The following is a 23,203-nucleotide window of genomic DNA, read 5'->3' as shown; positions in this document are numbered from 1 at the left end:
CGCCTCAGCGGTAGGACGTGACGGCCACCGCCGTTCCCGCGTCCGGGCCGTGCTGCCGGCGCCAGAATTCCTCGTCCGACAGGCGCCCGATGCGGATACCGAAAACCCAAGTCGGATCGAAGAACAGGGTGTTGGCGCCCTCGAATTCGAGGGCCAGGCACTTCGGCCAATTCCCCGCCGCGGTTTCGTACGCACGGGCTTCCAGGCACCGCAACTGCTCGAATCCGTCGCCGAAGAACTGCTCGCCCCACGAGGCGACCATCACTTCGTCCTCCGCCTCGTCCAAGAACTCGATGTCCGACCAGTCGACCCGCTCGGCCTCGCGGATCTCGAGCGCGTCGTACTGGCCCACCGAACGGAGCCGCAGGACACCTTCGTCCAACTGCAGCCATACGACCTCCGGCTGCGGCCGGAACTCGACGAACAGGCCGTCGCGGTCGGCCCATCCGGGCACCAGGACATCTGTCACGACACGGTCCCGCAGTACGTCCAGCCATCCGGAACGGTCTGAATCAGACATCGAGGCGGCCCCTTCCCGAGCTCATCACCCGCCGACCCTACTTCCCCGAAAGTCAGCCCTTGGGCTTGGGCATCTTCTTGGTGATCTCGATCCCGTTGTCCAGGCCTTCGCCGCTCTTGAGAGCGGTCCAGAAATCACCGTTCTCGCGCAGCACAATGGTCACACCGCGCCCCCGGTACACAAGGCCCTCGGGTTCACCCTTCTTGAGGGTTCCCTTGCCCACCAGGTCGAAGGTGCCGTCCTTGATTCCCTTGGAAATGTCCTCCCGGAATGCGGGACCGTCGTCCTTCAGCTTCTTGTACTTCTTGCCGAGGGCGTCACCGACCAGTTGCTTGTGCCGCTGATAGTGATCCTTGAACTTCTTCGGATCGCCCTCACCGACCTGCTTCGACCGTGCGTCCTTGACCTCGTCCGCAGACAGGTCGCCGCACCCGTCGTCGTTGTGAACGAGGGCGTTCGAGGCCCCGATTCCGACGTAGTAGGTGTGCATGCCGGAGACCGTGAGGTCGTGCGTGGTCTGGCGCTGGGTGTAGCGGGTCAAGGAGGTGACGGGGTGGTATCCACCGTCCGCGGTCCGGAGGTGATCACCGGCCGTGATGTCACCCGCGTCGACCCAACGCTTCTCGGCGGGGAGCCAGAAGGGGTGGGTGTCGGTCGCCGTCAGGGTGTCGACGCTGCTTCCGGCACCGGCGATCGTGAGGCGGGTGAAGTGCTTGTCGTCGTGGGTGGTGATGGTCCGGGTCACCGGCCGGGCCGCTGTGACACCCGTGGACGGGTCCGTCGCCACGACCCTGTCGCCGAGGTCGACCGATTCGATGGGGATGCGGCTGCCGTCAGCCATCACGACTGAAGTGCCGGGCAGGAAGGAGTGCTTGGACTTGCAGGCCACGCGCTTCTTCTTGGCCGCGTCCGCCTTCTTCTTGAGGTCGGCGGTCTCCTTCTTCAGCTTCTTGATCTTCTTCGACTGGCCGTAGAGGTCCTTGAGCCCCTTCGCGACCTTCGAACCGTTCTTGACGACCGACTTGCCGACCTGCCAGGCCTTCTTCGGGTTGAGGAGGTACTTCTTCGCCAGCTTGAGCGGCATGCCGCCCGCGGCCATCAGCAGTGCGTTGATGACCGTCTCCGTGCAGGCCGAACCGTCGCCCTCGGTGATGCACTTGAGGGCGTCGGTGATGCCGGTCTCCTCACCGGCGATCTTGATGAGTTCCTCGGCGGCCTTCTTCAGGTCCTTCTTGGTGACGTTGTAGTCCTTGAGGGCCTTGTCGAGGTCGCTCTTGGACTTGTTGTAGGCGATCTCGTCGGCGGAGAGGTTCTCGTCGCCGCCGTTCTCACCGCCGTTGTCGTTGGCGGGCTGGCCCTTGCCGCTGTCGTCGGGGTCGACGTCCGGCTTGCCGGGATTGCCTCCGTCGCCCTTCGGACCGTCGGCCTGGTTCTGTCCGCCGTCGCCGTCGCCGTCACCGCCCCCGCAGCCGTCCCCACCGGTGATCTCACAGACCTTGGTGCCGACCGTGCTGGCGACCGTCTCGTTGATCGACGTGCCGAAGACGGCCGCGACGATCAGGGCGACCAGAACGAGGACGCCCGCGTACTCCGTCACCGTCGCGCCGCGGTCGATGTGCCGCAGGCCCAACTGACGGGTCAGCGATAATTTCCTGCGCAGCCTCGGAGAGGCCGCCGCCTTCCGTATGCGTGCCGTCCTCGTCGCCGGCCTGACGCCGTTCCCCCGACTCATGCTCCCGCTCCGCCCGTCAGCTTCTTGATCTGCGCGTCGACCAGCCCCTGCGGGAAGGCCGTCTTCTTCGGGTCGAACGGGTTGTACGTGAGGAACATCGCCACCGTCGAACCCGAACGCGCGTACACGAACTTCATCGGCATCTCGCTGCTCATGCCCTCGGCGACCTCTTCGCCGTCCGCCACGTCCCCGACCAGGTCGTACGCCACGGCCTGGTCCGCGCCCTTCGGCGGCGTCTGCGTGTCGACGCGGGTGAACTCCTGGTTGTCCTCGGCCGAGGTGCCGGTCGCCTTGAAACCGTCGCCGCAGTTGTCGACCGCGTTCTTCAGCGCCTCCAGCGCCTTCGTCGCATCGGCCGCACTCTCGTACGACGACAACGCGACCTGGCTGCCGAGGCCCTCCTCGAGACGCTTGGCCTTCGGGCCGATCACCGCGCGGCGTTCGGTCTCGGCGGCGCCGGCGGGCGCGACCTCGTTGAGGGTGTCGATCAGCGGCTGGCACTCGCTGCCGCTGGCCTTCATACCGCCGGAGGTGTCCACCTCGTCCGGGCCGGGCTTCTCGACCACGTAGCCCTTCAGCGGTCCGGTGAGGTCGGACTTCACCAGCAGCAGTTTCGCCAACTCGGCGGTGGACAGCTTGCGTTCGGACCCCGAACCGGATCCCGGGTCCGAACCTCCGGACTCGCCTGACGTATCGTCACCTGAACCGGACTTCCCGGGCGCCGACGACGCCCCCTTGTCCGCGTCCGGCTTCTTCGCTGCGTCGTCCGATCCGCCGTCGTCCGAGCCCGACCCACAGGCCACCGCCGAGACGCTCAGGGCTATCGACGCCACCGACGCGGCGAGCACGCGCCGAACGGTAGACAGCTTCACGTACACCACTCCTGACGTTCCGGTGACCAGCCTGCACCGCACCCCGTAAGGAATCGCCACGACAGCGATGCGGCTCGACCGCCACCGGCGGCCCTTGAGCCGACGGGCGGCACACGCGCCCCGTTCCCCCGAATGCTGACGCAAATCATCGCGCGTTCACCCCGTCCCGCGCAGGGACTTATGAGACGAAATAGTGCAGGTGTGCGGTGAGTTCCGTCACGAACCGCCGTCGGGCGGCGTGTGCGTGTACCGCGATGTCCGTCGGTGAGGCAGTTGCCGCACGGCCGCGCCCGGCCCTTCGGCAGCACGCCGAGGAGCCGGGCGCGAGGCCGGTCAGTGAGGGGCGTCATGGGACACAGCGGTCACGCTGCGCGGCGCGGGAGCCGGGACGGCCCGCGAGCCGCTGCGGTACGTGGCGATGCCCACCGCGAGGAGCCAGTAGCTGAGCAGGGCGCCCATCGAGGCGGTGGTGCCCCAGCCGTTCGCGGCGTAGAAGTTCGCGGGGTCGTTGCCGAAGAACAGCGACGGTACGAACAGCACGTTGACGACCGCCAGGACGTAAGCGGACCGGCCCGTCCAGCGCGGAAGCAGAGCGGTGCGCGAGACGACGAAGCCCACGGCGGCCAGGAACATCGCGAGCATCAGACGGGAGATCGATCCGTAGAGGATGTAGGTGCCGCTGACGTCGATGGTCGGGTCGATCGCCTGGTCGGCGGCGATGACCGCACCCGCTTCCAGGCCGCTGGAGACCAGGGTGATCGTCGCGTAGACCAGGCCCGTGGCGAAGACGAGCGAGCCGGCCCAGGAGTACTGCGGAGCTGCCCGGGCCACCAACTCCCTCAGTGCGGTGACGAACACGAGCAGGCAGGCCAGGGCGACGATGCCGATCAGCAGCCTGCTCAGGACGTTCCAGTCCGGCGGCGGGCCCGAGTAGATGAAGTACAGGGGTACTTCGACGATGAGGGCGGCCGCAGCGGCGATGCCTGCCGCGCCGGTCAGGCGGCGCGCGAGCGTTTCGGGCATGACTGTCTCCCAGTTGGTGACTGCGTGGGTGGATGAGGCGTCGGCCGGGTCTTCGCCGGCGCCCGTCGGGCCGACACCTGAATCCTGCTCCTCGCCCAGGCCGGCGTCGCTGGGCCTGGGGACCGTGGTGGGGTGGCGTCAGCACCACCCTTGCGGGGTGGACTTGTACGCGCCGGGGCACGGTCGGAGGTGGATGTGTGCGTGCCGGGGCCGGCTGCTTCTTCGTGTCCTGCAGTTCATCGCGGGGCCGACGGAAGTTCGCCGTGGCCGGGGAACCCTGAAACCGGGGCGGCCCGTCCCCGGTTGCGGGACGTACTCGACGCCCACAGGGGCTGCTCGGCCACCGGGGAGAGCATGTGACGACGCGGATGCGGGTGCGGATGCCGGGATGGTTGCGCACCTCGCTGGGGACCTGGCTGCGGATGCCGACATGGCTGCGCAGGCCGGGAGTCCGGCGCATCGTGGTGCGGGGAGCTGCCACGCTGCTGCCGGTGTCCGCGGTGCTCGCGGTGTACGCGTGGACGCACTGGAGTCTCGCGGGCAGCTCCGCGTCCCCGCCGCCGACGGCCGTGGCGGTGGTCGTCGGGCTCGTGATCGGCGTGGGCTCGATGGTGGTCTGCTTCCGGCTGCGGCCCGACAACGGCGGCTGCTTCGGCGCCCTGTTCCTGGCCATGGCGCTGCTTGCGACGGTCGCCGCCGCCGACGCGCGGGCGACCCGGAGCGGTGAGGCGGTGTGCGTCGTACGCGAGGCCACCAGCCGGGAACAGGGTTCGCACGGTGAAGGCGGCCCGCCCACGAGGACGGTCCACCGGGTGGAACTGCGCTGCCCGGGCGGTTACCCCACCGCCCTCAAGGACGACAAGGCCATGGCCTCGAAGGGCGAGAAGATACGCGTCGCCTACGACCCGCGCCGTCAGGTGTCCCCGGAGATCGCGGGCCGCAGCACCCCGTGGGGTGCCTTCGTGGCGACCCTGGTTCTGACGGCGATCACCACACTCCTGGCCGCCTGGCCCCGGAAACCGGAGCGGGACCGAGGTGACCGGGCTGGGAGGTAGGTGACCGGGCTGGGAGGTAAGGGAGTTGAGGCGCGGACCGGCCGATGCCGCCACCTGATCGTCGTCAGGCGGCTCGGCTGACGTCCAGCCGTTCGGACGACGGCTCGTATCCGGCTGCCCGGTAGGTGGCGACGGCGGCGACGTTCGAGCTCTGGGTACTGACGAGCGCGCTCGATGCGCCCAGTTCCCGCAGCGCGGCCGCGGCGGCGACACTGATCGCCGTCCCGTACCCGCGACCGCGGTGGTCGGCGTGCACGCCCACCGGCTCCAGCAGGCCGGGGCGGCCGGGCCCGGCCGACCAGACCGTCGCCGCGGCCACCGCGTTGTCCTGCTCGTCGTAGCCGATCAGGCAGCGGGCGTCGGCGTAGACCGGCCCGGCCGCGAGGACGTGCCAGATCTCCTCGGTGAACCTCGGGCTGCCGAACGCCGAGCGGTGCACCGCGGTCCGCACCCCCGCCGTACCCGGACCGGCCACCTCGATCCGCAGGCCGGAGTCCTTCACCGGCTCGGCGAGGTCGCGGCGCAACGGCGTCCACGGTTCGTCCGGATTCCAGCCCGCCGCCAGGAGGACCTCGCGGAGCAGGGCGCCGACGGGGATTTCCAGACCGACCCGCCCGGGCGGCAGGACCCCGCGCTCCGGATCGTCGAGGTCCGCCAGCAGCCGGTGCGCCAGATCGCCGTCCTGTCGCAGGTCCGGCGCGGTCGTCAGGCGCAGCACATCAGGGCCGTCCAGGTACCCGACGGCAACGATCCGGCCGTCCGCGCTCCAGGTGCGGACGGCCGCGGCCAGCCTCTCCGCGCCCAATGCCCAGGCCCAGCCGAGGTCTCCCGGATGGAGTTGCAGCGGCGTGCGGTCGTCCTGCCATGCGCGGAGGGCGTCCACGACCCCGGGCAGCTCGTCGACACCGGGCTCGTGCAGGACGATCGTCATGTCCCGTATCCCACACCGGCGCGGCGACGGGCCGCACCTGGTTTTCCTCGGGCAATCCTGCGCTGCCGCCGGGCCGACCGGACACGCCCCAGGTCCGTCGCGAGGCGTCTTCCCCTTTCAAGTCCCGCTCCCTGCACGGCACATAAGCGACCGTGCCGTCGAGCCGCCCGCTACCGTGGGGCACGTGTGCTTCTACGCCATGACCTCCTACAAGCTGCACCACGCATGCACGTCGTGCCGTGTCAGCTTCAAGCGGCATGCGCCGGGGCAGGGGGTGCATCACCCGTGCCCGAACTGCGGGCGTCCGCTCGTCTGCGCGGGCCACGACTTCGCCCCGCCGCCCAGGCGCGACGTGCACGCATGGTCCGTGGTCGCGGCCGTACTGGGCGAAGGGCTGCGCTACGAGGGCCGCTCGGGCTGCGGATGCGGCAGGGAGCCCGAGTACCGGCCCCGCACCCGCGCCGAACTGCGCGCACGCCGCCTCGCCGCCGAACGGGACGGCCTGCCGCTGTCCGAGACGTTGATCCGGCCCGACGCGTCGACCACGGACGGCAGTTCGTCGGGCCGGCGCCAGAGCTTGTCGTAGCTGCGGGACCGTTCAGGCCGTCGGCCGACCCGATCCCAGGCACTCGGACCGGCGCTCGGGCCGGCGGTGAATTTCGGTCAATGCAGACGGTCAAAGCTTGAATAGTTCCACTACCTCTGCAGGTCAGCGCATCGTTCGTCGTTGTACCAAGCGGGATCGCCCGCACGGTGGGCACGTACCCGCGATGTGGTCCGGACTCATCTGAGCTGGCCGAACAGCTGCACGGCATCCGGCTATCGGGCACCTGCATCCGGAAATCGACCACCGACCTGGCGCTCACCCTCCGCAGCCGCAAGACTCCTCGCCGTTGCCAACGCCACCCGCATCGACCGAAGGAGCCCTTCCATGCGTCCCCTCATGCGTCCCCTCGTCCAGGCCACAGGTGCAGCCGCCGCCGCGGCCTCGGTCGCCGTGCTGTCGGCGGGCACCGCGCACGCCGAGCCGGACACGCGGTCCACGGCCACGAGCCTGTACGCCCCCTCCGCACTGGTCCTGACGATCGGACAGGGCGACGACCCGGCGACGATGATCTCGGAGCGCGCGGTGACCCTGACCTGTACGCCGACTCCTGGCGGGACCCATCCCGCGGCGACCGGCGCCTGCGCCGAACTCGCCGGCGTCAAGGGCCGGTTCACGGAGCTGGTCGGCGCTGCGCCGGGCGCGTGGTGCACGAAGGAGTGGCGGCCCGTGGTCGTCACCGCCGACGGCGTCTGGAACGGCAGACATGTCCGGTGGTCCGCGTCGTTCGCCAACCCGTGCGAGATGAAGGCCGGCCTCGGCGAAGGCACCGCCCTCACCTTCTGACCGCCACCACCGGGGTCCGCGCCGCACTGCGACCGCGCCGGCCCCACTCCCCCAGCATCCCGGCGGCCCCCGTGGGGGGAGGCCGCCGGGACCCCGGGCCATCGCCGCAGGACCGGCGGCCGGCCGCGACGGTCAGCGGCTCAGCCCCGCCACTCGCGCGCGAGCGTCGCGTAGATGCATTCGCTGCCCCAGCGGTCCCCGTCGAGGCCGCTCTCGATCAGGTGCGCCTCCCGGCGCATTCCGAGCCGCTCGCACACGCCCACCGAGCCGGTATTGAGGGCATCGAGGCGGGCGAAGATCCGGTGCACGCCCAGCTCGGTGAAGGCCAGCGAGGCCAGCGCACGTGCGGCTTCGGTGGCGTATCCCCGGCCGGCGTGCCGCGGATGGAAGACCCAGCCGATCTCGGCCTGCCGGGCCCGGGCGTCGGTCAGGGTGAGGACGACCTCGCCGATGACACCCGGCTCGTCCGCCCGGCACACGGCCAGCAGGAGCCTGTCGTCGTCCGAGCTCCAGGCCGTGCCGCCGGAGCGCGCGGCGATGGACTCGGCGCAGCCCTGGAGGGTGAGCGGATCGCGGTAGAGGTAGCGGGCCACCTCCGGCAGCGACTGGTAGGCGTGACGCTCTTCGGCATCACCTGGCTCGAAGAGCCGCAGGATCAGCCGGTCCGTGGTGACCGGCGCCGAGATGTACCGCGCGGCCGCGCTCAACGAACCTCCCATGACCCATCACCCATGACGTACGTCCGGCGATCGTTTCCGGTCGGAGCGCGCAAGGGCAACCCATTTCCGCCCGGCCACCCGGCCACCCGGCCATCCACCCTGCCGCGCTCGTCCGGTTCTCCGCGATCACCGCGATCACCGTCCGGCGGGCCTCTCGCCCCTCACCCCGTGGCCCCGCGCGCCGGCCCGCGCAGCATGCGTACGTACGCGCCCCGGCGGGCGGGCGAGGTGACGTGTCCGGCCGCGGCGTGTTCGGCGCGGTCGAGGCTGTCTTCGAGCAGGGCGTCGTGGAGGTGCCGGTAGGCGAGGGGCCAGGTGAGCCGGGCCGGCCCACGGACCCGCATGGCGAGCGTGTGCCGCAGGACGGTGCGCGCCGCGTCGACCGGGTGGACGGAGTACTCGTGGAAGCCGTGGAAACCCCGCGGCCCGCTGAACGTGAACCGCACCCACTGGCCGGGCGCATACGCACACACCGTGTACCGGACCGGCCCGTGTCCACCGCGAGAGCCGGGCGCGAGGCCGCCCGAGAGTCGCATCGCGGGCCATGCGCCGGCGGGCCACAGGCGGTCCGCCTCGGTGGCCAACGAGTCGACCAGTGCGCCGACTTGGGCGGCGCCGGCAGGGAGGAGGCGTTCGTGGACATCGAGTACGGCCATGGCGTATCGCATCCCCTTCAGGCGCGCCGGTGCGCGCCGAGGCGTATTGGAGAGTGCTCTCTATAATTATGGAGAGTACTCTCGAATACATGGCGAGGCCACCTCAGTACGACAGCGACCGGCTGCTGGACGCGGCACTCGAACTCGCGGCGGGCGCGGGGCCGCCCGCGGTGACCATGGCCGCGGTCGCCAAGGCGGCGGGCGCCCCGAGCGGCTCGGTGTACCACCGCTTCCCGTCCCGGACCGCGCTCCTGGCGGAGCTGTGGCTGCGTACGGTCGAGGACTTCCAGGAGGGCTGGCTCGCGGCCCTGTCCGGCCCCTCGGACCCGGCAGCCTCTGCCGCGGCGGGGGCCCGGCACGTGGTGGCCTGGAGCCGCGGCCACCGGCCATCGGCCGCCGTACTTCTCTACGGCACGGAGGACTACGGGCGGGCCGACTGGAGCGAACCGCATCTGCGCCGCGCGAAACAAGGGCACGACCAGGTGCACACCGCACTCCGCGCGCTGGGCAAGTCCCTCGGCCTGCAAGGGAAGTTGGAGTGGGACCAACTGACCCTCGCGGTCGTCGAGCTGCCCCTGGCAGTGGTCCGCGGCCCGCTGCGCACCGGCGCCCCGATCCCGGTGCGGTCCGAGGACCTGGCCGAGCGGAGCACCAGGGCCCTGCTCGCGGGACTTGCGGGTCAGGGCCCGTGATGCACGGCGCGCCCGCCGGCCTGCGGAGCTTCGGGCAGAGTGAGCGCCGAGTGGGCCGGATTCCCCTCCGCGGCGGGCATCGTGGCCAGGCTGCGCAGCATCGCGTTGCGCCGCTCCAGCGCCCGTCGCGTGGTCGGGAAGAGTGCGGCACCGCCGTCGCCGACCAGGTCCTGATTCAGCGTCACGAACGCGCGGGTGTCGCGCTCGTAGGCGGCGAAGCCCGCGGTGTGGTCCCGGTCGGCCAGCGAAGCGGCCAGCATGTACGCGCCGACCAGGGCGAGGCTCGAGCCCTGGCCGGTGAGGAACGACGGTGCGTACGCGGCGTCGCCCACCAGCGCGACCCTGCCGCGCGACCAGCGGGGCATACGGATCTGGCCCACCCCGTCGAAGAACAGGTCGTCCGCGTCGCGCAGGGCGTCGAGCATGCCCGGGACCTCCCACCCCGCGTCTGCGAACACCCCCTCGACCAGGGCCCGTTGGGACGCAGGGTCCCCGAACGCGTGGAACGGTGCCTGCGGGTGCGCGAAGTTCAGGAAGGCGTGCACGTCATCGTCCTTGCCGCCCACCGCGTAGAGCGCGGCGGCCCTGCCGGGGGTGTTCCACATCGCGACTTCCTCGGCGAGCCCGAGGGTGTTGCGCATGCTGAACACGGCGAAGCAGTAGCCGAGATACCGGTGGAACGGCTCCTCGGGGCCGAACGCGAGCCGCCGGGTGTGCGAGTGCACGCCGTCCGCTGCGATCACGACGTCGTACGTACGCCCGGCGCCCCCGCGGAAGGTGACGTCGACGCCGTGACCGGACCCGTCGGAGGCCAGGCCGTCGGCCGTGTCGATGGATTCGTCGAACAGGAACTCCACGTCGTCGCGTACCGCCGCATGGAGTGCCTCGGTCAGGTCCCCGCGCCGGACCTCCAGATCCTGTCCGGCGACACCGCCGGAGACACGGTGCGGTTCCACCGAGGCGATCTCGCCGCCGTCCTCCTCGAGGAAGGTCATCCGCCGCAGGTCGATGTGCGCCTCCCGCAGCCGCGGCAGGATGCCCATCCTGCGGACGACCTCCAGCGCGGTGCCGCGCACGTCGATGGGGTATCCGCCACCACGCGGGGCGGCCGCCTTCTCGACGACCGTGACCTCGAATCCGCAGCGGTTCAGCCAGAACGCGAGCGCGGGCCCCGCGATACTGGCTCCGGAGATCAGCGCGGTGCGGCACCTCGGCTTCGTACGACGGATTCTCAACTCACCAGTACCCGGCATTACTTGACTCCTCTACTCATGGTGCGGGCGACGAACAGGGCCGCCGCCGCGACGGCACCGGCCAGGACGAAGCCGACGACGAAGGCCGATTCGGCCGGGACGTCGGAGCCGGCCGGGGTGCCGGCCGTGAGGATCGCGCCGCTGACCTGCACGCCGACCGCGTAGCCGACCACGCGGGTCACCAGGACCAGACTGGTGGCGATGCCGGTGTCGCCCCGGTCGACGGACGTGGCGGTACTGGTCACCATGGCCGTGACACACAGCCCGTTGGCGAGCGCGATCAGCAGCTTGCCGACGACGAGGTGCCAGACCTCGCTGTGCCACGCCGCAAGGCCGATCAGCGCGCCGGCCATCATGACGATCCCGGCGACCACCACGGCCCGGGACCCGAGACGCCGCGCCCCGACCCCGCCGATCGGCCCGGCCAGTGACGCGGCCACGGCGCCCGGCAGCAGGAAGAACCCGATCTCGGTGGCACCGGCCCCGAATCCGTATCCGTCCGCGGACACCGCGAACAGCTGCGGGACCAGGTACATGGCCACCGAGGTACCGACACAGATCACGAAGGTCAGCACGCACGCCTTCCACACGGCGGGCCGCGCCAGCATGCGGGGGTCGATCATCGGCGACGCGGCCCGGCGTTCCACGGCCACCCATCCGGCCGCGAGGCCGGCGAGGAGGACCACGAGCGCGCCCAACGCGACTGGCTGTGCACCGAGTTCGGGCAGCAGCGCGAGCCCGAGCATGAGCGTGACCAGCGTCGCGCTCAGCAGGGCCAGGCCGGGCCAGTCGACGCCGGTGTCGTCGGGGCGGCCCGGCGGGTCGTCCGGCATCAGCCTGTTCACCAGCACGGTGGCGCCGATGACGGCGAGCGTCGGCAGCGCGAACATCCAGTGCCGGGACAGCCCTTCGGCCACCGGACCGGCCGACAGCGTGCCGGCCATCCCACCGCCGACGAACAGTCCGCTGACCACCCCGATGGCCACCTTCGACTCCCCGTCGGGGAGGTTCTTGCGCACCAGGATGAACGACAGGGGCAGCGCACCCACCATGGCGCCCTGCAGTACCTGGCCGAGCAGCAGGACCGGCAGATTCGGTGCGAGCGCGGACACCAGACCGCCGGCACCGACCACCGCCATCAGCCGGATCAGGACGCGCTTCCCGCCGTAGCGGTCGCCGAACTTGCCCGCGACCGGGGTGACGAGCGCCCCGGTGATCAGCAGGACGACGCTGAGCAACGCGCCTTGGGCCGGACTCATGCCCAACTCGCGCTGCAGGAGCGGGAGTGTCGGTGTCACCACCGACTCCAGGGCACCGGTGGCGACGGCCAGCAGGCCGAGGGCGCCGATCGCGGCCTTACCGATACGGGCCGGGGGAGCCAGAGTTGCGCTCATGGACGTCCTTTCCCTGGTGGCCGGGTGCCTCACGCCATCGCCGGAGGGGCGGCCGTACGCGGGGCGCCTCCAGCTCGCACTACACTACACCGTGCAGTGTAGGACGGTGGTGCGAGACGGCTAGGATGTGCCCATGCCGACCACGAAGACGCCGAGCGCGAAGACCCTGCGCGAGGGGTCCGCACCGAAGCGGGCCGCCATCCTGGCGGCGGCCCGGGAACTGTTCCTGGCCGACGGCTTCGACCGCTCGAGCGTCGACGCGGTGGCCGCGCGAGCAGGGGTGTCCAAACGGACGGTCTACGACTACTTCGGCGACAAGCGGACGCTGCTCAAAGCGGTCGTCGACTCCGTCGCCCAGTCACTGATCACCACGATCCGGCGCACGCTCGACGACACCGTCACCGAGGCCACCGAGGCCGGCCGGCTCGAGAACGCGCTGGTCACGTTCTCGATGCGGATCGCGACCGAGATGCTCGGCTCGGCGGAATACGCGACGCTGCGGCGCCTGGTCCGGACGGAGTCCGGGAACCTGCCGCAGCAGGACTACAACTCCATGGCCGACACCCCGGACGAGGCACTCGCCGAGCGGTTCGCCGCCCTCGCCGAGGCCGGACTGCTCGTCGTCCCCGACGCGCGCCTCGCGGCCGACCAGTACCTCGCGCTGACCTTCGGCGTCGCACTCGACCGGCTCGGGTCCGCGAACGCCGCCCAGGACGACCGGGTCAAGCCGCTCGTCGTCGAGGGAGTGCGGACGTTTCTGCGGGCGTACCGGTCCGCTTGAGCCCGTGAATCCGTGAGCGCGTCGGCGGACTACCGTCACCGCCCCGACGGCCGCCGCCACTGCAGGCCCTCGCCCACCATCGGGAGGCTGTGCAGCGACTGCGCGGACGGCGCGGGCAGCGGCACACCCACGGCATCGGCCGTCTCCGCGCGGAACGACTGCAGCAGGTAGGCCACCAGACGCCGGGACGCCGCAGCGTCGTCCGGCAGCGTGGCCACCAGACCGCTGTGCGCCGCGATCACCACCGGCACGTCCGACGGACGGAAATCGGCCCGCAGCGCCCCTGCGGCCTGGGCCCTGCGTACGAGGCCGGCGAGGTCACGTGCTGCCTGCTCCCGGGCCTGCGCGTGCTCCGGCCCGGCGTGCGGGAAGGCCGCGGCGAACGCGGTCGGGAATCCGCGCTCCTCCCGCTGGAGCGCGCAGAACGTCTCGATCAGACCCTGGAAACCGTGCCACGGATCGGGGTCGTCGAGAGCATCGGTGAGCGCCTGGACACAGGCCTTCATCTGCCGCGTGTACGCGCCGCGCACCAGGTCGTCCCGGGTCGGGAAGTGCCGGTACAGCGTGGCCACCCCGACCCGGGCCCGGCGGGCCACCGTCGCCATCGGTGCGTCGATCCCGTGCTCAGCGAAGACGGCGCGCGCTGCGACGAGGAGCGCCTCGCGGTTACGCAGGGCATCCGCGCGCACCCCGTCGGGATTTTCGATCCGATCACCGGCGTTCTCGGTCCGCGCGCCGGCGTTCTTGATCCGAGAGGATTCCGTCATCACTGTTTCTCGCTTCCGGCCAAGCGGACGATTCCGTCCACTTACGAGCCTACGGTCGACGACAGATCCCCGTACATCCCGGTTGACCGAGGCAGGCGCAAGTGAACGACCGAACGATGAAAGCAGTGCTCTACGACCGCTACGGCACCCCCGACGTGCTCTACGTGGGCCAGGTGCCCGTGCCCGAACCCGCACCGGGCGAGGCGCTCGTCCGCGTGCGGGCCTGCAGCATCAACGGTGGCGAGCTGCAGGCCCGCGCCGGCGGGATCCGGCTCCTGACCGGCCGGAAGTTCCCGAAGCGCGTCGGCCTCGACCTGACCGGCGAGATCGTCGCGGTGGGCAGCGGCGCGACGTCGGTCCGCGTCGGCGACCGCGTCTGGGGCACCCTGGGCCGGACCTCCGGCTTCGGCACCGCCGCCGAGTACGTGACCGTACCCGCCGAACGGCTCGGCCTCGTCCCCGACGGCGTCGACCTGGTGGACGCCGCCGCGCTGCCCGTGGCCACGACGGCGATCACCGCACTGCAGGACAAGGCCGGCCTGCGTCCCGGCGAACGGCTCCTCGTACGAGGCGCGGCGGGCGGCGTCGGCAACGCCGGCGTCCAGCTCGGCCGGGCGTACGGCGCCGAGGTCACCGCACTCGCCCGTGCCACCAACCACGACTTCGTCCGCGACCTCGGCGCGCACCACGTCGTCGACCACCGGGCCGTACCGCCCGAGCAGTTGGGCCGCTTCGACGTGATCCTGGACACCGCGGGTTCCGACCTGCGGACCTTCCGGGGCCTGCTGAATCCCGGCGGCCGCATGGTCTCCATCGCGTTCGACACGGCACGGCCCGTCCCGTCGCTCGGCTACATCGCCGCCAGCGCGGTGCACGGCCGCGGCCGGGTGCGCTTCTTCAGCGGCAACCCCAAGCGCGCGGACCTCGACACCCTCGCCCGCCACGTCACCGAGGAGAAGCTGAGCCCGGCGGTGGACACGATCTTCCCGCTGGAGGAGACGGGCGCGGCCCATCGGGCGCTGGAGGCCGGCGGCGTACGGGGGAAGTACGTGGTGAGGGTGGATTAGGGCTTGTCGTTCGGATCGACGTGGGTCCCGGAGGCGGGCGTCGGACGGCCTGCCGGGCCCGGCGTCACCCTTCGGCCGTCATCCGTGGTACTCGACCTTGTCCCAGAAGTCGGTCCGCGGGTCGGTGGCACGCGGGTCCTCGGTCCGCCGCATCCAGTGCTGCAGCTGCCTGCCGAGGCGGGCCTTCACCGCGGCATGCCCGGGGTCGTCCGCGAGGTTCACCAGGCTGTGCGGGTCGGATTCGAGGTCGTAGAGCTCCTCCGCCGGCCGCTTGCCGGTGGCCAGTTGGAAGAACCTGGCGAACTCCGGCTCGTCCCGGTGGTCGAGGAGCTGGGTCTTGGTGGGTCCCCCGTCGATGTCGCCGAAGATGCCCCGGTCGGGCGAGGGCGGTTGCGGGTCGCCGGCGGGCCAGCGCTCGGGGAAGAAGTTGCGCAGGTAGAGCCACCGGTCCGACCGCAGGGCACGGACGGGATACGAGACGTTCCCCTCCCGGGCGAAGGTGTGCCGCTCACGCTCGAGCACCACGAACTCGCGCGGAGCGCTCCGGCCCGAGAGAGCCGGCAGCAGCGACTGTCCGGTCATGTCCTCGGGCACAGGAAGCCCCGCGGCCTGCAGGAAGGTGGGGGCGAGATCACTCAGCACCGTCAGGCGGTCGATCTCCGTGCCGGGGCTGACCCGCTTCGGCCAACGGATCGCGAGCGGCACACGGGTGCCGGAGTCGTACAGATTCGTCTTGGCCCGTGGCCAGGGCCAGCCGTGGTCGCCGGTCATCACCACCATCGTGTTCTCGGCGAGCCCGCGGTCCTCGAGGAGCTGCAGGGCCTCACCGACCTCGCGGTCGAACCGCTCGACCTCAGCCAGGTAGTTGACGGCATCGTCGCGGATCTCCGGCGTGTCCGGGAGATACGGCGGAATGTCCACCGACGCCGGGTCGATGCCGGACTGCTCGCCGAACTCGGGGTCGTACGGGCGGTGCGGATCGGAGGATCCGAACCAGAAGCAGAACGGCTCCCGGTCCGACTGCCCGTCGAGGAACTCGGCGAACGACGGGAAGCCCGGGCCCGCCGGGTCGTGCGGCCGATACGGGTGCACGCCGGGGCCGTAGCCCTTGCGCATCCGGCCGATGCGGTAGCCCGCCTCCTCGAGGAGGTCCGGGTACACCTGGAAGTCGGCCGGGAGTTCGGACCACAGGTTCGTCCCCGCCCCGAGGCGGTGCGGGGCCTGGCCCGTGAGGACCGCGTTCCGCGAGGGCGTGCACGAAGGGGCCGCGCAGAAGGCGCGCTCGAACAGTGCGCCGTCCGCGGCGAGCCGGTCGAACGTCGGCGTCCGCGCAGCCGGAGAGCCGTTCGCGCCGGCGTCCGGGTAGCCCCAGTCGTCGGCGATCGCGAACAGGATGTTGACCGGCCGGTGGTCCGGCTCGTGCCTCGCCGCGGCCTGTGCGGGCGCGCCGAGCGCCAGCGCACCGGTGATCCCGGTGAGCCCGCTGATCAGCATGGTCCGCCTGCGCACCTCAGGACCGCCCGGATGCCTGGCACCCGTCGGAGCGCTGGGCGCGCTCGGGTCCTCGCCGTCCGCCCTCACCGGAAACGTGCTCGCCCCATCGCCCTGCACGACCAACTCCCCCATCCTGCGCGGCTCCCCAACGCCCTACGCCACCGAAGCGGCAAGCCTGACATCGTTTTCTCGGATCCCGTCACACCCTCCCCTCGACTGCCCCGGCGAAACGTGCGCAGGCCGGTGCAATGCTCCGACAAGTCACCGGCGATCCCGCAGCGTTCGTGCCGCTCACGCTCCGAACTCGGCGACGCCCCGCACCCCGCGCCCGCCTCCCAGAACCGATGCGTCCGCCGCGGGACGCATGCGACGATCAGCGGGTACCTGCCTGCCCGACGGCCAACTGTCCTTGTACTGAATGCCGTTGGGCCAGCCGTCCACGGGAGACAGTGTGTCCGCGATACCGGTCAGTGATGTCGATCTCTACACGCCCGAAGCCCGGACCGATCCGTACGCGATCTACGCGGAGTTGCGCTCGCTCGGGCCGGTGGTGCACCTGCCCCGCTACGACCTCTACGCACTCCCCCGCTACCAGGAGGTGCGCGCGGCACTCACGGACTGGCGTACGTTCTCCTCCGCCCGCGGAGTGTTCGTCGACCCCGGGATGAACGCTCAGCTCGAGGGCATCACACTGTGCAGCGACCCGCCCGAGCACACACAGATGCGCTCGGTGCTCGGCCGCCCCCTGCGCCAGGACCGGATGCGGGACGTCACGCCCACGATCGAGGCGGAGTCCGAGCGGGTCGTCACGGAGCTGGTGAGCCGCGGCCGGTTCGACGCGGCGACCGAACTGGCCGAGCATCTGCCCATGACCGTCGTATCCGATCTGGTCGGCCTTCCCGATCGCGGGCGCGCCAAGATGCTGGAGTGGGCTGCGGCCATGTGGGACATGCAGGGGCCGGCCGGCAAGCGCTTCGAGGCGGCGGCGCCGGTGGTCGGCGCCTTCATGGACTACGTCGCCCAGGAGGCCGTACCCGGGAACATCGACCCCGACGGCTGGGCCGCGCACCTCTACCAAGCCGCGGATCGCGGGGAGTTGGCGCACGACAAGTGCCCGGCCCTGATGCTCGACTACGTCACCCCCAGCCTGGACACGACGATCCTCGCGATCACCAACGCGATCGCCCTCTTCGCCGAGCATCCCGACCAGTGGGACCTGTTGCGGGCCGACCGCTCCCTGATGCCTCACGCCATCAACGAGACGCTCCGTATGGAGACCCCGGTCCCGCAGTTCAGCCGCGTCCTCACCGACGACCACGAGATCGACGGGGTCGCCCTGCCCGCCGGCAGCCGGGTCGCCCTGCTCTACGGCTCGGCGAACCGCGACGAACGCCACTACGTCGACCCGGACCGCTTCGACATCACCCGCCGCCCTTCGGACCACCTGGCCTTCGGCCGCGGCGAACACGTATGCGTCGGCATGCACTTGGCCCGCCTGGAGATGGGCACGCTCCTCGGCCACCTCGCCGACCGGGTCGCCCGCTTCGACACCATCACCTCAACTCCCCTGATCAACAACGGCCTCCGCGGTCTGGAACACCTCGAGGTCACGGTCCACAAGGCAGAGACCCCGGCGGTGTCACCGCACTGAACGCCGCGCCGGCCGACCGCACCTACCCACCGCCGAGCGAACCCGTCGAGCCCATGGACACCTCGACTCCCACCCGTTCGGCCGTAGCAGGGCGTTGAACGTGCTGGACATGGGTGCCGACCCGGTCGCCCACAACCGGGCGGCCTGGGACAGGTACGTCCAGGAGGGCAACGAGTGGTCGCGGCCGGTGAGTGCCGAGGAGGTCGAGCGCGCCCGCACGGGCGACTGGTCGATCGTCCTCATCGGGCGCGAGCCGGTCGACCGCGCCTGGCTGCCGGCGGACCTGACCGGCAAGGACGTGCTGTGCCTGGCCTCCGGCGGTGGCCAGCAGGGTCCGATCCTCGCCGCCGCAGGGGCACGGGTCACCGTATTCGTCAACTCACCCCGCCAGCTCGGCCAGGACCGGACGGTGGCGGCGCGCGACGGACTCGAGCTGCATACCGTTCTGGGAGACATGCGCGAGTTGAGCGCCTTCGGCGACGCGACGTTCGACGTCGTGTTCCATCCGGTCTCCAACGTGTTCGTACCGGACCTGGCAGCAGTGTGGCGCGAGTGCTTCCGCACCCTGCGACCGGGCGGAACTCTGCTCGCGGGCTTCTGCAACCCTGATGCGTACCTGTTCGACCACGAGGCGCTCGTCGAACGCGGCGAGCTGATCGTCGTGCACAAGCTGCCCTACAGCGATGTCACCCAGTACTCCGCGGAGGAGCGCGCCGCGAAGTTCGGCGCGGATGCCCCTCTTGAATACAGCCACACCCTCACCGACCAGATCGGCGGGCAACTCGCCGCCGGGTTCGTCCTCACCGGCTTCGCGGAAGCGCCGCACCAGTCCAACGCCTCCGCGCCCTACATGTCGAGCTATTTCGCGACGCTGGCGGTCAAGCCGACCTGACCCGCCGCCCGGCGGCCGGTCCACTCACGGCCCGCAAGCCCACCCCCGCGAACCGGACTTCATCCCCCAGGAACCACCAGGGTCTTGCCGGACGGGCCGCTCAGCAGCTCCCGGTACGCCTGCGCGGCCCGGTCCAGGGGGAAGCGTCCGCCGTCGTCGCTGACGACCCCCGGCGTGCGTACCGCGAGGTCGAGGGCGCTTGCGACGAGCTCGCGCAACTGCTCGCGTCCCTCGATGCCGCCGCCACCGAACTTGGTGACGAACAGGCCGCGATCCATCAGGTCGGTCAGCTCGACCACCGGCAACTCACCGGACAATTGCCCGTAGTTGACGTAGCAGCCTCGTGGCACGAGCATCTCCAGGCTGCGGCGGTACGTCGCGGGGCCGACCGGATCGAAGACGGCAGCCGCGCCCGCCCCGCCGGTGTGTTCCTCGACCGCGCCGACGACATCCTGCGTGGTGCGGTCGATGCCGAGCACGGCTCCGGCGGCGGTGACCGCGGCCGTCCGGTCTCCGGCGGCGATCCCGATCACCTCCGCCCCCGCCTCCGCGAGGACGGCGACCAGCAGCCTGCCGACCGGCCCTGCGGCTCCCCGGACCACCGCGTGCCTGCCGCGCAACGGCCATACGTCCGCAAGGAGTTGGGACGCGGCACCGGCACTGGGGATCGCCGCGGCCTGCTCGGCGGTCAGCCCCGGCGGGACCGGCACCAGCACCGCGGCGGGCGCGAGCAGGTAGTCGGCGCACGAGCCGGGGAACGGGCTCCAGCACGCCAACTCCCCTGCGTTCAGCTCGACATCGGGGCCGACGGCGACAACGGTGCCCGCGCCTTCGTAGCCGAGCAGGCACGGGAACGGGAGACCTTCGGCGTACTTGCCGCCTTCGAGCGCCAGGTTCTCGGAATGATTGACCGAGGCCGCCTCCACCCGGACCAGCGCCTGCCCAGGGCCGGGCTCACCGATCTCCTCGGTGACCCTCGATGACGTCCTCCGGCGCTCCGGGGCGGGTGGCACGTGCCACCCGGCGCACCATGGCCGCTGCTGTCATGGCTGCCTCCTCGGCCGCCTGGTTGCCCGCCGACGGTCATCCCGAGTGGCCGGGCCCGAGCGTGGCCGGATCGTCCGTACGCGTCAGTCGCTGGAGTGGCGCATCGCCCAGTGCCCCAGGAAGTAGTTCCTGTTCACCCAGCACCAGCCGATCACCCCCGCCGCCAGCGCAAACACCGTGACCTTCCGCGCTCGTGACATGACCGCCCCCTCTGTCCGCCCTCAGCTTCCCGCCAGATTAAGTGGCCTGGGCACGGATCACCGTACGGACGCCTCGAAACGGTGCGACGGGGGCGGTGCTATCGGGACGGCGCTACGGGAACGGTCAAGGGAGAGTGCTCGATCCGCCGGTCAGCCGTGCGCGCGAGGCACCGGAGGACGCCGGCCTCCTCGCCGTCACGTCCCGCGACCCCGACCGGCCGGTGTCGGCCGGACGCCCCTGCTCCGCAGTGCTGTCAGCGGCTGCGCCCGTTCGTCGCCGGCGTCGATAGCATCGCCTCTCCGGTGCCGGACGCCGGCACCCGGGCCAGGCGGTCCCGGTCGGGCAAGGAGGACACATGAGCGAGGCGTATTCGCCCGTCCCGGAGCTGAATCTGCTCAAGGAGTTCACGGACCGGATCGGCCCGGTCCACTACTCGGACGGTTTCGAGCTGCGGGAGTACGGTGCGGATGCCGGCCTCCACACCTGGTCGGAGAATCCGGAGTTCCTGAGCCGGTTCATCCCCTTCGCGCAGGCCAACGGCTCCGGCTCGGACTACGCACTCTGGCGGTGCGACGAGCGGACCGACCTCGCCACCCTGCCCGTCGTCCTGGTCGGCGACGACGGTGACCTCTATGTGATCGCGCGGAACCTGACGGAGCTGTTCCAGCTGCTGGCCATCGACAGTGAACCGCTCGCCGACGTCGGGTTTCTGGCCGCCGGGGACGCCGAGGAACACAGCGAAGGCCACCATGAGTTCCTCGCCTGGTTGAACCAGAACTTCGGTCTCGGCCCACCGGAGGACCCGCACGCTCTGTGGACCGCGCGTAAGGAATCCGACGACCGGTTCAGGGCATGGGTGAGCCAGTTCGTCGAGTTGGGCGATCGCTGACGGCCCGTCGGGGCGTGCGATCTTGCTGGCCGGGCGGCTTGTGGCCGGTGGGGCGCGGGGTGGCGGGTGCGTTCTTCGGCGCGGACGACGGCGAGGAAGCGGCCACCACCCCGCACCACCGGGGTCACGACGTATCGCGGGTGCGGCTAGCCGAGTTCCTCGATGTTGCGGATCTTCTCGTCCTTCGCGTCGACCTGGTACTCGACGCGGGTGTTCTCCGCGCCCTCCCACTTGAACGTGGCGACGACGAACGCACTGTCCTGGGTCGCCTTCGCACTGTCGGCCTTGACCGCGAAGGAGGCGGGTGCGTTCTGGGCGCGGAAGACGCCGTCCGCGTCGTTCTTCCGCTCCCAGTCGGCCAGCGGGGCCTGGTACTGCAGAGCGACGAAGTTCTTCTTCGCCTTGACCTTGGCCACGGTGTCGTTCTTCGCCGCGGCCTTCTTGTACGCCGTGAGGAAGTCGGAGACCTGCTTCTCCGGCGCCTCCGCCGTCGACTTCCCGTCGTCTCGGCGGCGTCACCGGATTCGGCGGACGGCGTCGACTTGTCCGCCGTCCGCGACGGCGAATCGGCCGAGCCGGTCTCGTCGTCGGGCCCGCACGCGGCGAGTGCGCATACGCCCACGGTGGTGGCGACGAGTGCGGCGGCGGTACGGAGGGCGCGCCTGCCGCGCGCCTGGGTCTGGGACATCCGGTCTCCCCGTGTTCTGTGCAGTCTGCAGTCTGCGGTCAGTGGTCAAGATCGATACGGGTCTCAGACGCGGGGACACCGTGCCTCAGTTCCACGCCGACGGGGACAAGAACCGGCGGCGGCCCGGCTCCGGGCTCTCGGTCCGGCGACCTGGCGCCTCCGACCTGGCACCGCCGTCCAGCCGGCGACTGGCGTACCGGTGAGTGACGCGGGTCAGTTCAACGGTCAGTGACACGTCGGCCCGCGGGGCTGCATAATCGCAGCCCCCGCCGCCTCAGGGCCCAGGAGTGTCATGACAAGTAGGTTCACAGAGCTGGCAGTTGACTGTCACGATCCGGAACGGCTTGCGGGCTTCTGGTGTGAGGCGCTCGGCTTCAAGGTGATCGACCGGAGCCCGTGAAGAACCGGCTGCACCTCGACGTCAGCCCGATCGACCGAAGCACCGCGGACGAGGTGGCCAGGCTTCTCGACCTCGGCGCCACCAGGGCGGACGTCGGCCAGGGCCAGGACGGAAACTGGGTGGTCATGGCGGATCCCGAGGGCAACGAGTTCTGCGTTCTACGCACTCTGGCCCGGCAGACCGAGCAGAAGTAGCAGTACCGGCGGAGCCGGGGGACCGGACGGAGGGGCAGGGGTCGAGATGTCGTGGTCGCGGCGAACCGTCGTACGTGACGGTGTCCACCTGGCATGTCGTGACTGGGGCGGCTCGGCTCGCCCCTGCGTCGTACTGCTGCACGGGCTGGCCGGTCATGCCGGTGAATGGAACGTACTGGCACGGCAGTTGACCGATGCGTTCCGGGTCGTCGCGGTCGATCAGCGGGGGCACGGCGCCAGCGAACGGCACCCGCGCGACGTCTCGCGCTCCGCCTACGTGGCGGACGTCGTGGCCGTCATCGACCAGTTGGAACTCGCCCAGCCCGTGCTGATCGGCCAGTCGCTGGGCGGAGACACCGCGATGCTCACCGCCGCCGCCCACCCCGCACTGGTGCGCGGCCTCGTCCTCGTCGAGGCGGCACCCGGCGACCCGGATCCCGGGCATCCCGAGCGCATCGGCGGCTGGCTGGACTCCTGGCCGGTCCCGTTCGCCTCGCGCCAGGCGGCGGTCGCCTTCTTCGGCGGCGGGCCGCTCGGCGAGGGCTGGGCGGAGGGGCTCGAGGAGCGCGATGACGGCTGGTACCCGCGCTTCGACCGGGACGTGCTGGTCGCGTCGCTCACGGACAACGCACAGCGCTCGTTCCCGCACGCGTGGCGGCACGTCGTATGCCCGGTCCTGGCGGTGTTCGCCCAGTCCAGTCTCATCCCCGCCGCCGACATCGACGCCATGCTCACCGAGCGGCCCGGAACACTGGCGGCGAGCATCCCCGGCACAGGCCACGACCTGCACCTCGAGCGCCCCGAAGCGCTCCACAGCGTGCTGACCGAGTTCCTCGATCACGTCGCCTGAACCACAGCTGCTCGGTCGCGCCGCAGCGCCCTCGGCGGGGCGCGC

23 protein-coding genes and 1 pseudogene are annotated in these 23,203 nt (G+C 71.0%); 11 read left to right on the top strand and 13 right to left on the bottom strand.

What is annotated here, in order from left to right; genetic code table 11:
* Nucleotides 1–4: 4 nt before the first annotated feature.
* From DSC45_RS02870 to DSC45_RS02855, 4 genes are all read right to left on the bottom strand, one after another.
* The gene (locus DSC45_RS02870) at nt 5–520 is read right to left on the bottom strand and encodes a hypothetical protein (protein WP_119286651.1); all 516 of its coding nucleotides are present in this window, start codon (nt 518–520) and stop codon (nt 5–7) included.
* A 52-nt stretch (nt 521–572) separates the two neighbouring features.
* Nucleotides 573–2,117: a polymorphic toxin-type HINT domain-containing protein gene (locus DSC45_RS02865; protein ID WP_162929098.1), complete on the bottom strand. Its 1,545-nt coding sequence runs from the start codon at nt 2,115–2,117 to the stop codon at nt 573–575.
* A gap of 131 nt (nt 2,118–2,248) precedes the next feature.
* Nucleotides 2,249–3,124 carry a hypothetical protein gene (locus DSC45_RS02860; protein ID WP_162929097.1) on the bottom strand — a complete coding sequence of 292 codons (876 nt, stop codon included), beginning with the start codon at nt 3,122–3,124 and terminating at the stop codon, nt 2,249–2,251.
* 333 nt (nt 3,125–3,457) lie between these two features.
* Nucleotides 3,458–4,147 (bottom strand): hypothetical protein, encoded by a 690-nt coding sequence (locus DSC45_RS02855; RefSeq protein ID WP_119286644.1) that lies wholly within the window; start codon nt 4,145–4,147, stop codon nt 3,458–3,460.
* A gap of 356 nt (nt 4,148–4,503) precedes the next feature.
* Here DSC45_RS02855 and DSC45_RS02850 point away from each other — a divergent pair, with 356 nt between their 5' ends.
* Nucleotides 4,504–5,202, top strand: a complete 699-nt coding sequence (locus tag DSC45_RS02850) for a hypothetical protein (protein ID WP_162929096.1) — start codon at nt 4,504–4,506, stop codon at nt 5,200–5,202.
* Between the two features lie 64 nt (nt 5,203–5,266).
* Here the strand turns inward: DSC45_RS02850 and DSC45_RS02845 are convergent, their stop codons facing one another.
* A complete protein-coding gene (locus tag DSC45_RS02845) occupies nt 5,267–6,133 on the bottom strand; it encodes a GNAT family N-acetyltransferase (protein WP_119286641.1) in 867 nt (288 codons plus the stop codon).
* Nucleotides 6,134–6,317: 184 nt separating this feature from the next.
* Between DSC45_RS02845 and DSC45_RS02840 the strand changes: the two genes are divergently transcribed.
* Both DSC45_RS02840 and DSC45_RS02835 read left to right on the top strand, forming a co-directional pair.
* Entirely contained in the window at nt 6,318–6,719 is a 402-nt protein-coding gene (locus tag DSC45_RS02840; RefSeq protein WP_119286875.1) for a hypothetical protein, read from the top strand.
* A gap of 345 nt (nt 6,720–7,064) precedes the next feature.
* Complete coding sequence (locus DSC45_RS02835; protein WP_240434347.1) at nt 7,065–7,523, top strand: subtilase-type protease inhibitor; 459 nt, start codon at nt 7,065–7,067, stop codon at nt 7,521–7,523.
* A 140-nt stretch (nt 7,524–7,663) separates the two neighbouring features.
* Here DSC45_RS02835 and DSC45_RS02830 read toward each other — a convergent pair whose 3' ends face one another.
* Nucleotides 7,664–8,242, bottom strand: coding sequence for a GNAT family N-acetyltransferase (locus DSC45_RS02830; RefSeq protein ID WP_119286639.1), 579 nt, complete (start codon nt 8,240–8,242; stop codon nt 7,664–7,666).
* A gap of 161 nt (nt 8,243–8,403) precedes the next feature.
* Nucleotides 8,404–8,898 (bottom strand): SRPBCC family protein, encoded by a 495-nt coding sequence (locus DSC45_RS02825; RefSeq protein ID WP_119286637.1) that lies wholly within the window; start codon nt 8,896–8,898, stop codon nt 8,404–8,406.
* 89 nt (nt 8,899–8,987) lie between these two features.
* Here DSC45_RS02825 and DSC45_RS02820 point away from each other — a divergent pair, with 89 nt between their 5' ends.
* On the top strand, nt 8,988–9,590 hold the full coding sequence (locus DSC45_RS02820) for a TetR/AcrR family transcriptional regulator (RefSeq protein WP_119286635.1): 603 nt from the start codon (nt 8,988–8,990) through the stop codon (nt 9,588–9,590).
* Here DSC45_RS02820 and DSC45_RS02815 read toward each other — a convergent pair.
* Together DSC45_RS02815 and DSC45_RS02810 are read right to left on the bottom strand one after the other, a co-directional pair.
* Nucleotides 9,578–10,843, bottom strand: a complete 1,266-nt coding sequence (locus DSC45_RS02815) for an FAD-dependent monooxygenase (RefSeq protein ID WP_119286633.1) — start codon at nt 10,841–10,843, stop codon at nt 9,578–9,580. The two genes, DSC45_RS02820 and DSC45_RS02815, sit on opposite strands and share 13 nt — an antisense overlap.
* Nucleotides 10,843–12,237, bottom strand: a complete 1,395-nt coding sequence (locus DSC45_RS02810) for an MFS transporter (protein WP_119286631.1) — start codon at nt 12,235–12,237, stop codon at nt 10,843–10,845. Before DSC45_RS02810 ends, DSC45_RS02815 begins: the two co-directional genes overlap by 1 nt.
* Nucleotides 12,238–12,370: 133 nt before the next feature.
* On the opposite strand from DSC45_RS02810, the gene DSC45_RS02805 reads away from it, so the two are divergent.
* Entirely contained in the window at nt 12,371–13,018 is a 648-nt protein-coding gene (locus tag DSC45_RS02805) for a TetR/AcrR family transcriptional regulator (protein WP_119286629.1), read from the top strand.
* A 35-nt stretch (nt 13,019–13,053) separates the two neighbouring features.
* On the opposite strand, the gene DSC45_RS02800 is transcribed toward DSC45_RS02805, so the two are convergent.
* Entirely contained in the window at nt 13,054–13,785 is a 732-nt protein-coding gene (locus DSC45_RS02800) for a TetR/AcrR family transcriptional regulator (protein WP_119286628.1), read from the bottom strand.
* Between the two features lie 101 nt (nt 13,786–13,886).
* Between DSC45_RS02800 and DSC45_RS02795 the strand changes: the two genes are divergently transcribed.
* Nucleotides 13,887–14,852 carry an NAD(P)-dependent alcohol dehydrogenase gene (locus tag DSC45_RS02795; protein ID WP_119286626.1) on the top strand — a complete coding sequence of 322 codons (966 nt, stop codon included), beginning with the start codon at nt 13,887–13,889 and terminating at the stop codon, nt 14,850–14,852.
* Nucleotides 14,853–14,930: 78 nt separating this feature from the next.
* Here DSC45_RS02795 and DSC45_RS02790 read toward each other — a convergent pair whose 3' ends face one another.
* Nucleotides 14,931–16,346, bottom strand: coding sequence for a sulfatase family protein (locus DSC45_RS02790; protein ID WP_119286624.1), 1,416 nt, complete (start codon nt 16,344–16,346; stop codon nt 14,931–14,933).
* Nucleotides 16,347–16,797: 451 nt separating this feature from the next.
* Between DSC45_RS02790 and DSC45_RS02785 the strand changes: the two genes are divergently transcribed.
* Nucleotides 16,798–17,997, top strand: a complete 1,200-nt coding sequence (locus DSC45_RS02785) for a cytochrome P450 (RefSeq protein WP_240434346.1) — start codon at nt 16,798–16,800, stop codon at nt 17,995–17,997.
* Nucleotides 17,998–18,097: 100 nt separating this feature from the next.
* On the top strand, nt 18,098–18,889 hold the full coding sequence (locus DSC45_RS02780; RefSeq protein WP_119286871.1) for a class I SAM-dependent methyltransferase: 792 nt from the start codon (nt 18,098–18,100) through the stop codon (nt 18,887–18,889).
* 59 nt (nt 18,890–18,948) lie between these two features.
* Here the strand turns inward: DSC45_RS02780 and DSC45_RS02775 are convergent, their stop codons facing one another.
* Entirely contained in the window at nt 18,949–19,902 is a 954-nt protein-coding gene (locus DSC45_RS02775; RefSeq protein ID WP_205571222.1) for a zinc-binding dehydrogenase, read from the bottom strand.
* Between the two features lie 590 nt (nt 19,903–20,492).
* Between DSC45_RS02775 and DSC45_RS02770 the strand changes: the two genes are divergently transcribed.
* Nucleotides 20,493–21,026 carry a hypothetical protein gene (locus tag DSC45_RS02770; RefSeq protein ID WP_119286621.1) on the top strand — a complete coding sequence of 178 codons (534 nt, stop codon included), beginning with the start codon at nt 20,493–20,495 and terminating at the stop codon, nt 21,024–21,026.
* 146 nt (nt 21,027–21,172) lie between these two features.
* Here DSC45_RS02770 and DSC45_RS02765 read toward each other — a convergent pair whose 3' ends face one another.
* Entirely contained in the window at nt 21,173–21,442 is a 270-nt protein-coding gene (locus tag DSC45_RS02765; RefSeq protein WP_119286620.1) for a hypothetical protein, read from the bottom strand.
* A 564-nt stretch (nt 21,443–22,006) separates the two neighbouring features.
* Between DSC45_RS02765 and DSC45_RS02760 the strand changes: the two are divergent.
* Nucleotides 22,007–22,308 (top strand): annotated as a pseudogene (locus DSC45_RS02760) (VOC family protein).
* Nucleotides 22,309–22,354: 46 nt separating this feature from the next.
* Nucleotides 22,355–23,158, top strand: coding sequence for an alpha/beta fold hydrolase (locus DSC45_RS02755; protein ID WP_119286618.1), 804 nt, complete (start codon nt 22,355–22,357; stop codon nt 23,156–23,158).
* Nucleotides 23,159–23,203: the final 45 nt, after the last annotated feature.

Source organism: Streptomyces sp. YIM 130001 (assembly GCF_003574445.1).
Taxonomy (GTDB): domain Bacteria; phylum Actinomycetota; class Actinomycetes; order Streptomycetales; family Streptomycetaceae; genus Streptomyces.
This window is presented reverse-complemented; position numbering and strand designations above follow the sequence as displayed.

What these genes read in the sequence shown, in the direction of transcription:
- DSC45_RS02870 (WP_119286651.1), bottom strand. Translation starts at nt 520, where the DNA reads ATGTCTGATTCAGACCGTTCCGGATGGCTGGACGTACTGCGGGACCGT.
- DSC45_RS02855 (WP_119286644.1), bottom strand. Translation starts at nt 4,147, where the DNA reads ATGCCCGAAACGCTCGCGCGCCGCCTGACCGGCGCGGCAGGCATCGCC.
- DSC45_RS02845 (WP_119286641.1), bottom strand. Translation starts at nt 6,133, where the DNA reads ATGACGATCGTCCTGCACGAGCCCGGTGTCGACGAGCTGCCCGGGGTC.
- DSC45_RS02835 (WP_240434347.1), top strand. Translation starts at nt 7,065, where the DNA reads ATGCGTCCCCTCATGCGTCCCCTCGTCCAGGCCACAGGTGCAGCCGCC.
- DSC45_RS02830 (WP_119286639.1), bottom strand. Translation starts at nt 8,242, where the DNA reads ATGGGAGGTTCGTTGAGCGCGGCCGCGCGGTACATCTCGGCGCCGGTC.
- DSC45_RS02825 (WP_119286637.1), bottom strand. Translation starts at nt 8,898, where the DNA reads ATGGCCGTACTCGATGTCCACGAACGCCTCCTCCCTGCCGGCGCCGCC.
- DSC45_RS02820 (WP_119286635.1), top strand. Translation starts at nt 8,988, where the DNA reads ATGGCGAGGCCACCTCAGTACGACAGCGACCGGCTGCTGGACGCGGCA.
- DSC45_RS02815 (WP_119286633.1), bottom strand. Translation starts at nt 10,843, where the DNA reads ATGCCGGGTACTGGTGAGTTGAGAATCCGTCGTACGAAGCCGAGGTGC.
- DSC45_RS02810 (WP_119286631.1), bottom strand. Translation starts at nt 12,237, where the DNA reads ATGAGCGCAACTCTGGCTCCCCCGGCCCGTATCGGTAAGGCCGCGATC.
- DSC45_RS02805 (WP_119286629.1), top strand. Translation starts at nt 12,371, where the DNA reads ATGCCGACCACGAAGACGCCGAGCGCGAAGACCCTGCGCGAGGGGTCC.
- DSC45_RS02800 (WP_119286628.1), bottom strand. Translation starts at nt 13,785, where the DNA reads ATGACGGAATCCTCTCGGATCAAGAACGCCGGCGCGCGGACCGAGAAC.
- DSC45_RS02790 (WP_119286624.1), bottom strand. Translation starts at nt 16,346, where the DNA reads ATGCTGATCAGCGGGCTCACCGGGATCACCGGTGCGCTGGCGCTCGGC.
- DSC45_RS02770 (WP_119286621.1), top strand. Translation starts at nt 20,493, where the DNA reads ATGAGCGAGGCGTATTCGCCCGTCCCGGAGCTGAATCTGCTCAAGGAG.
- DSC45_RS02755 (WP_119286618.1), top strand. Translation starts at nt 22,355, where the DNA reads ATGTCGTGGTCGCGGCGAACCGTCGTACGTGACGGTGTCCACCTGGCA.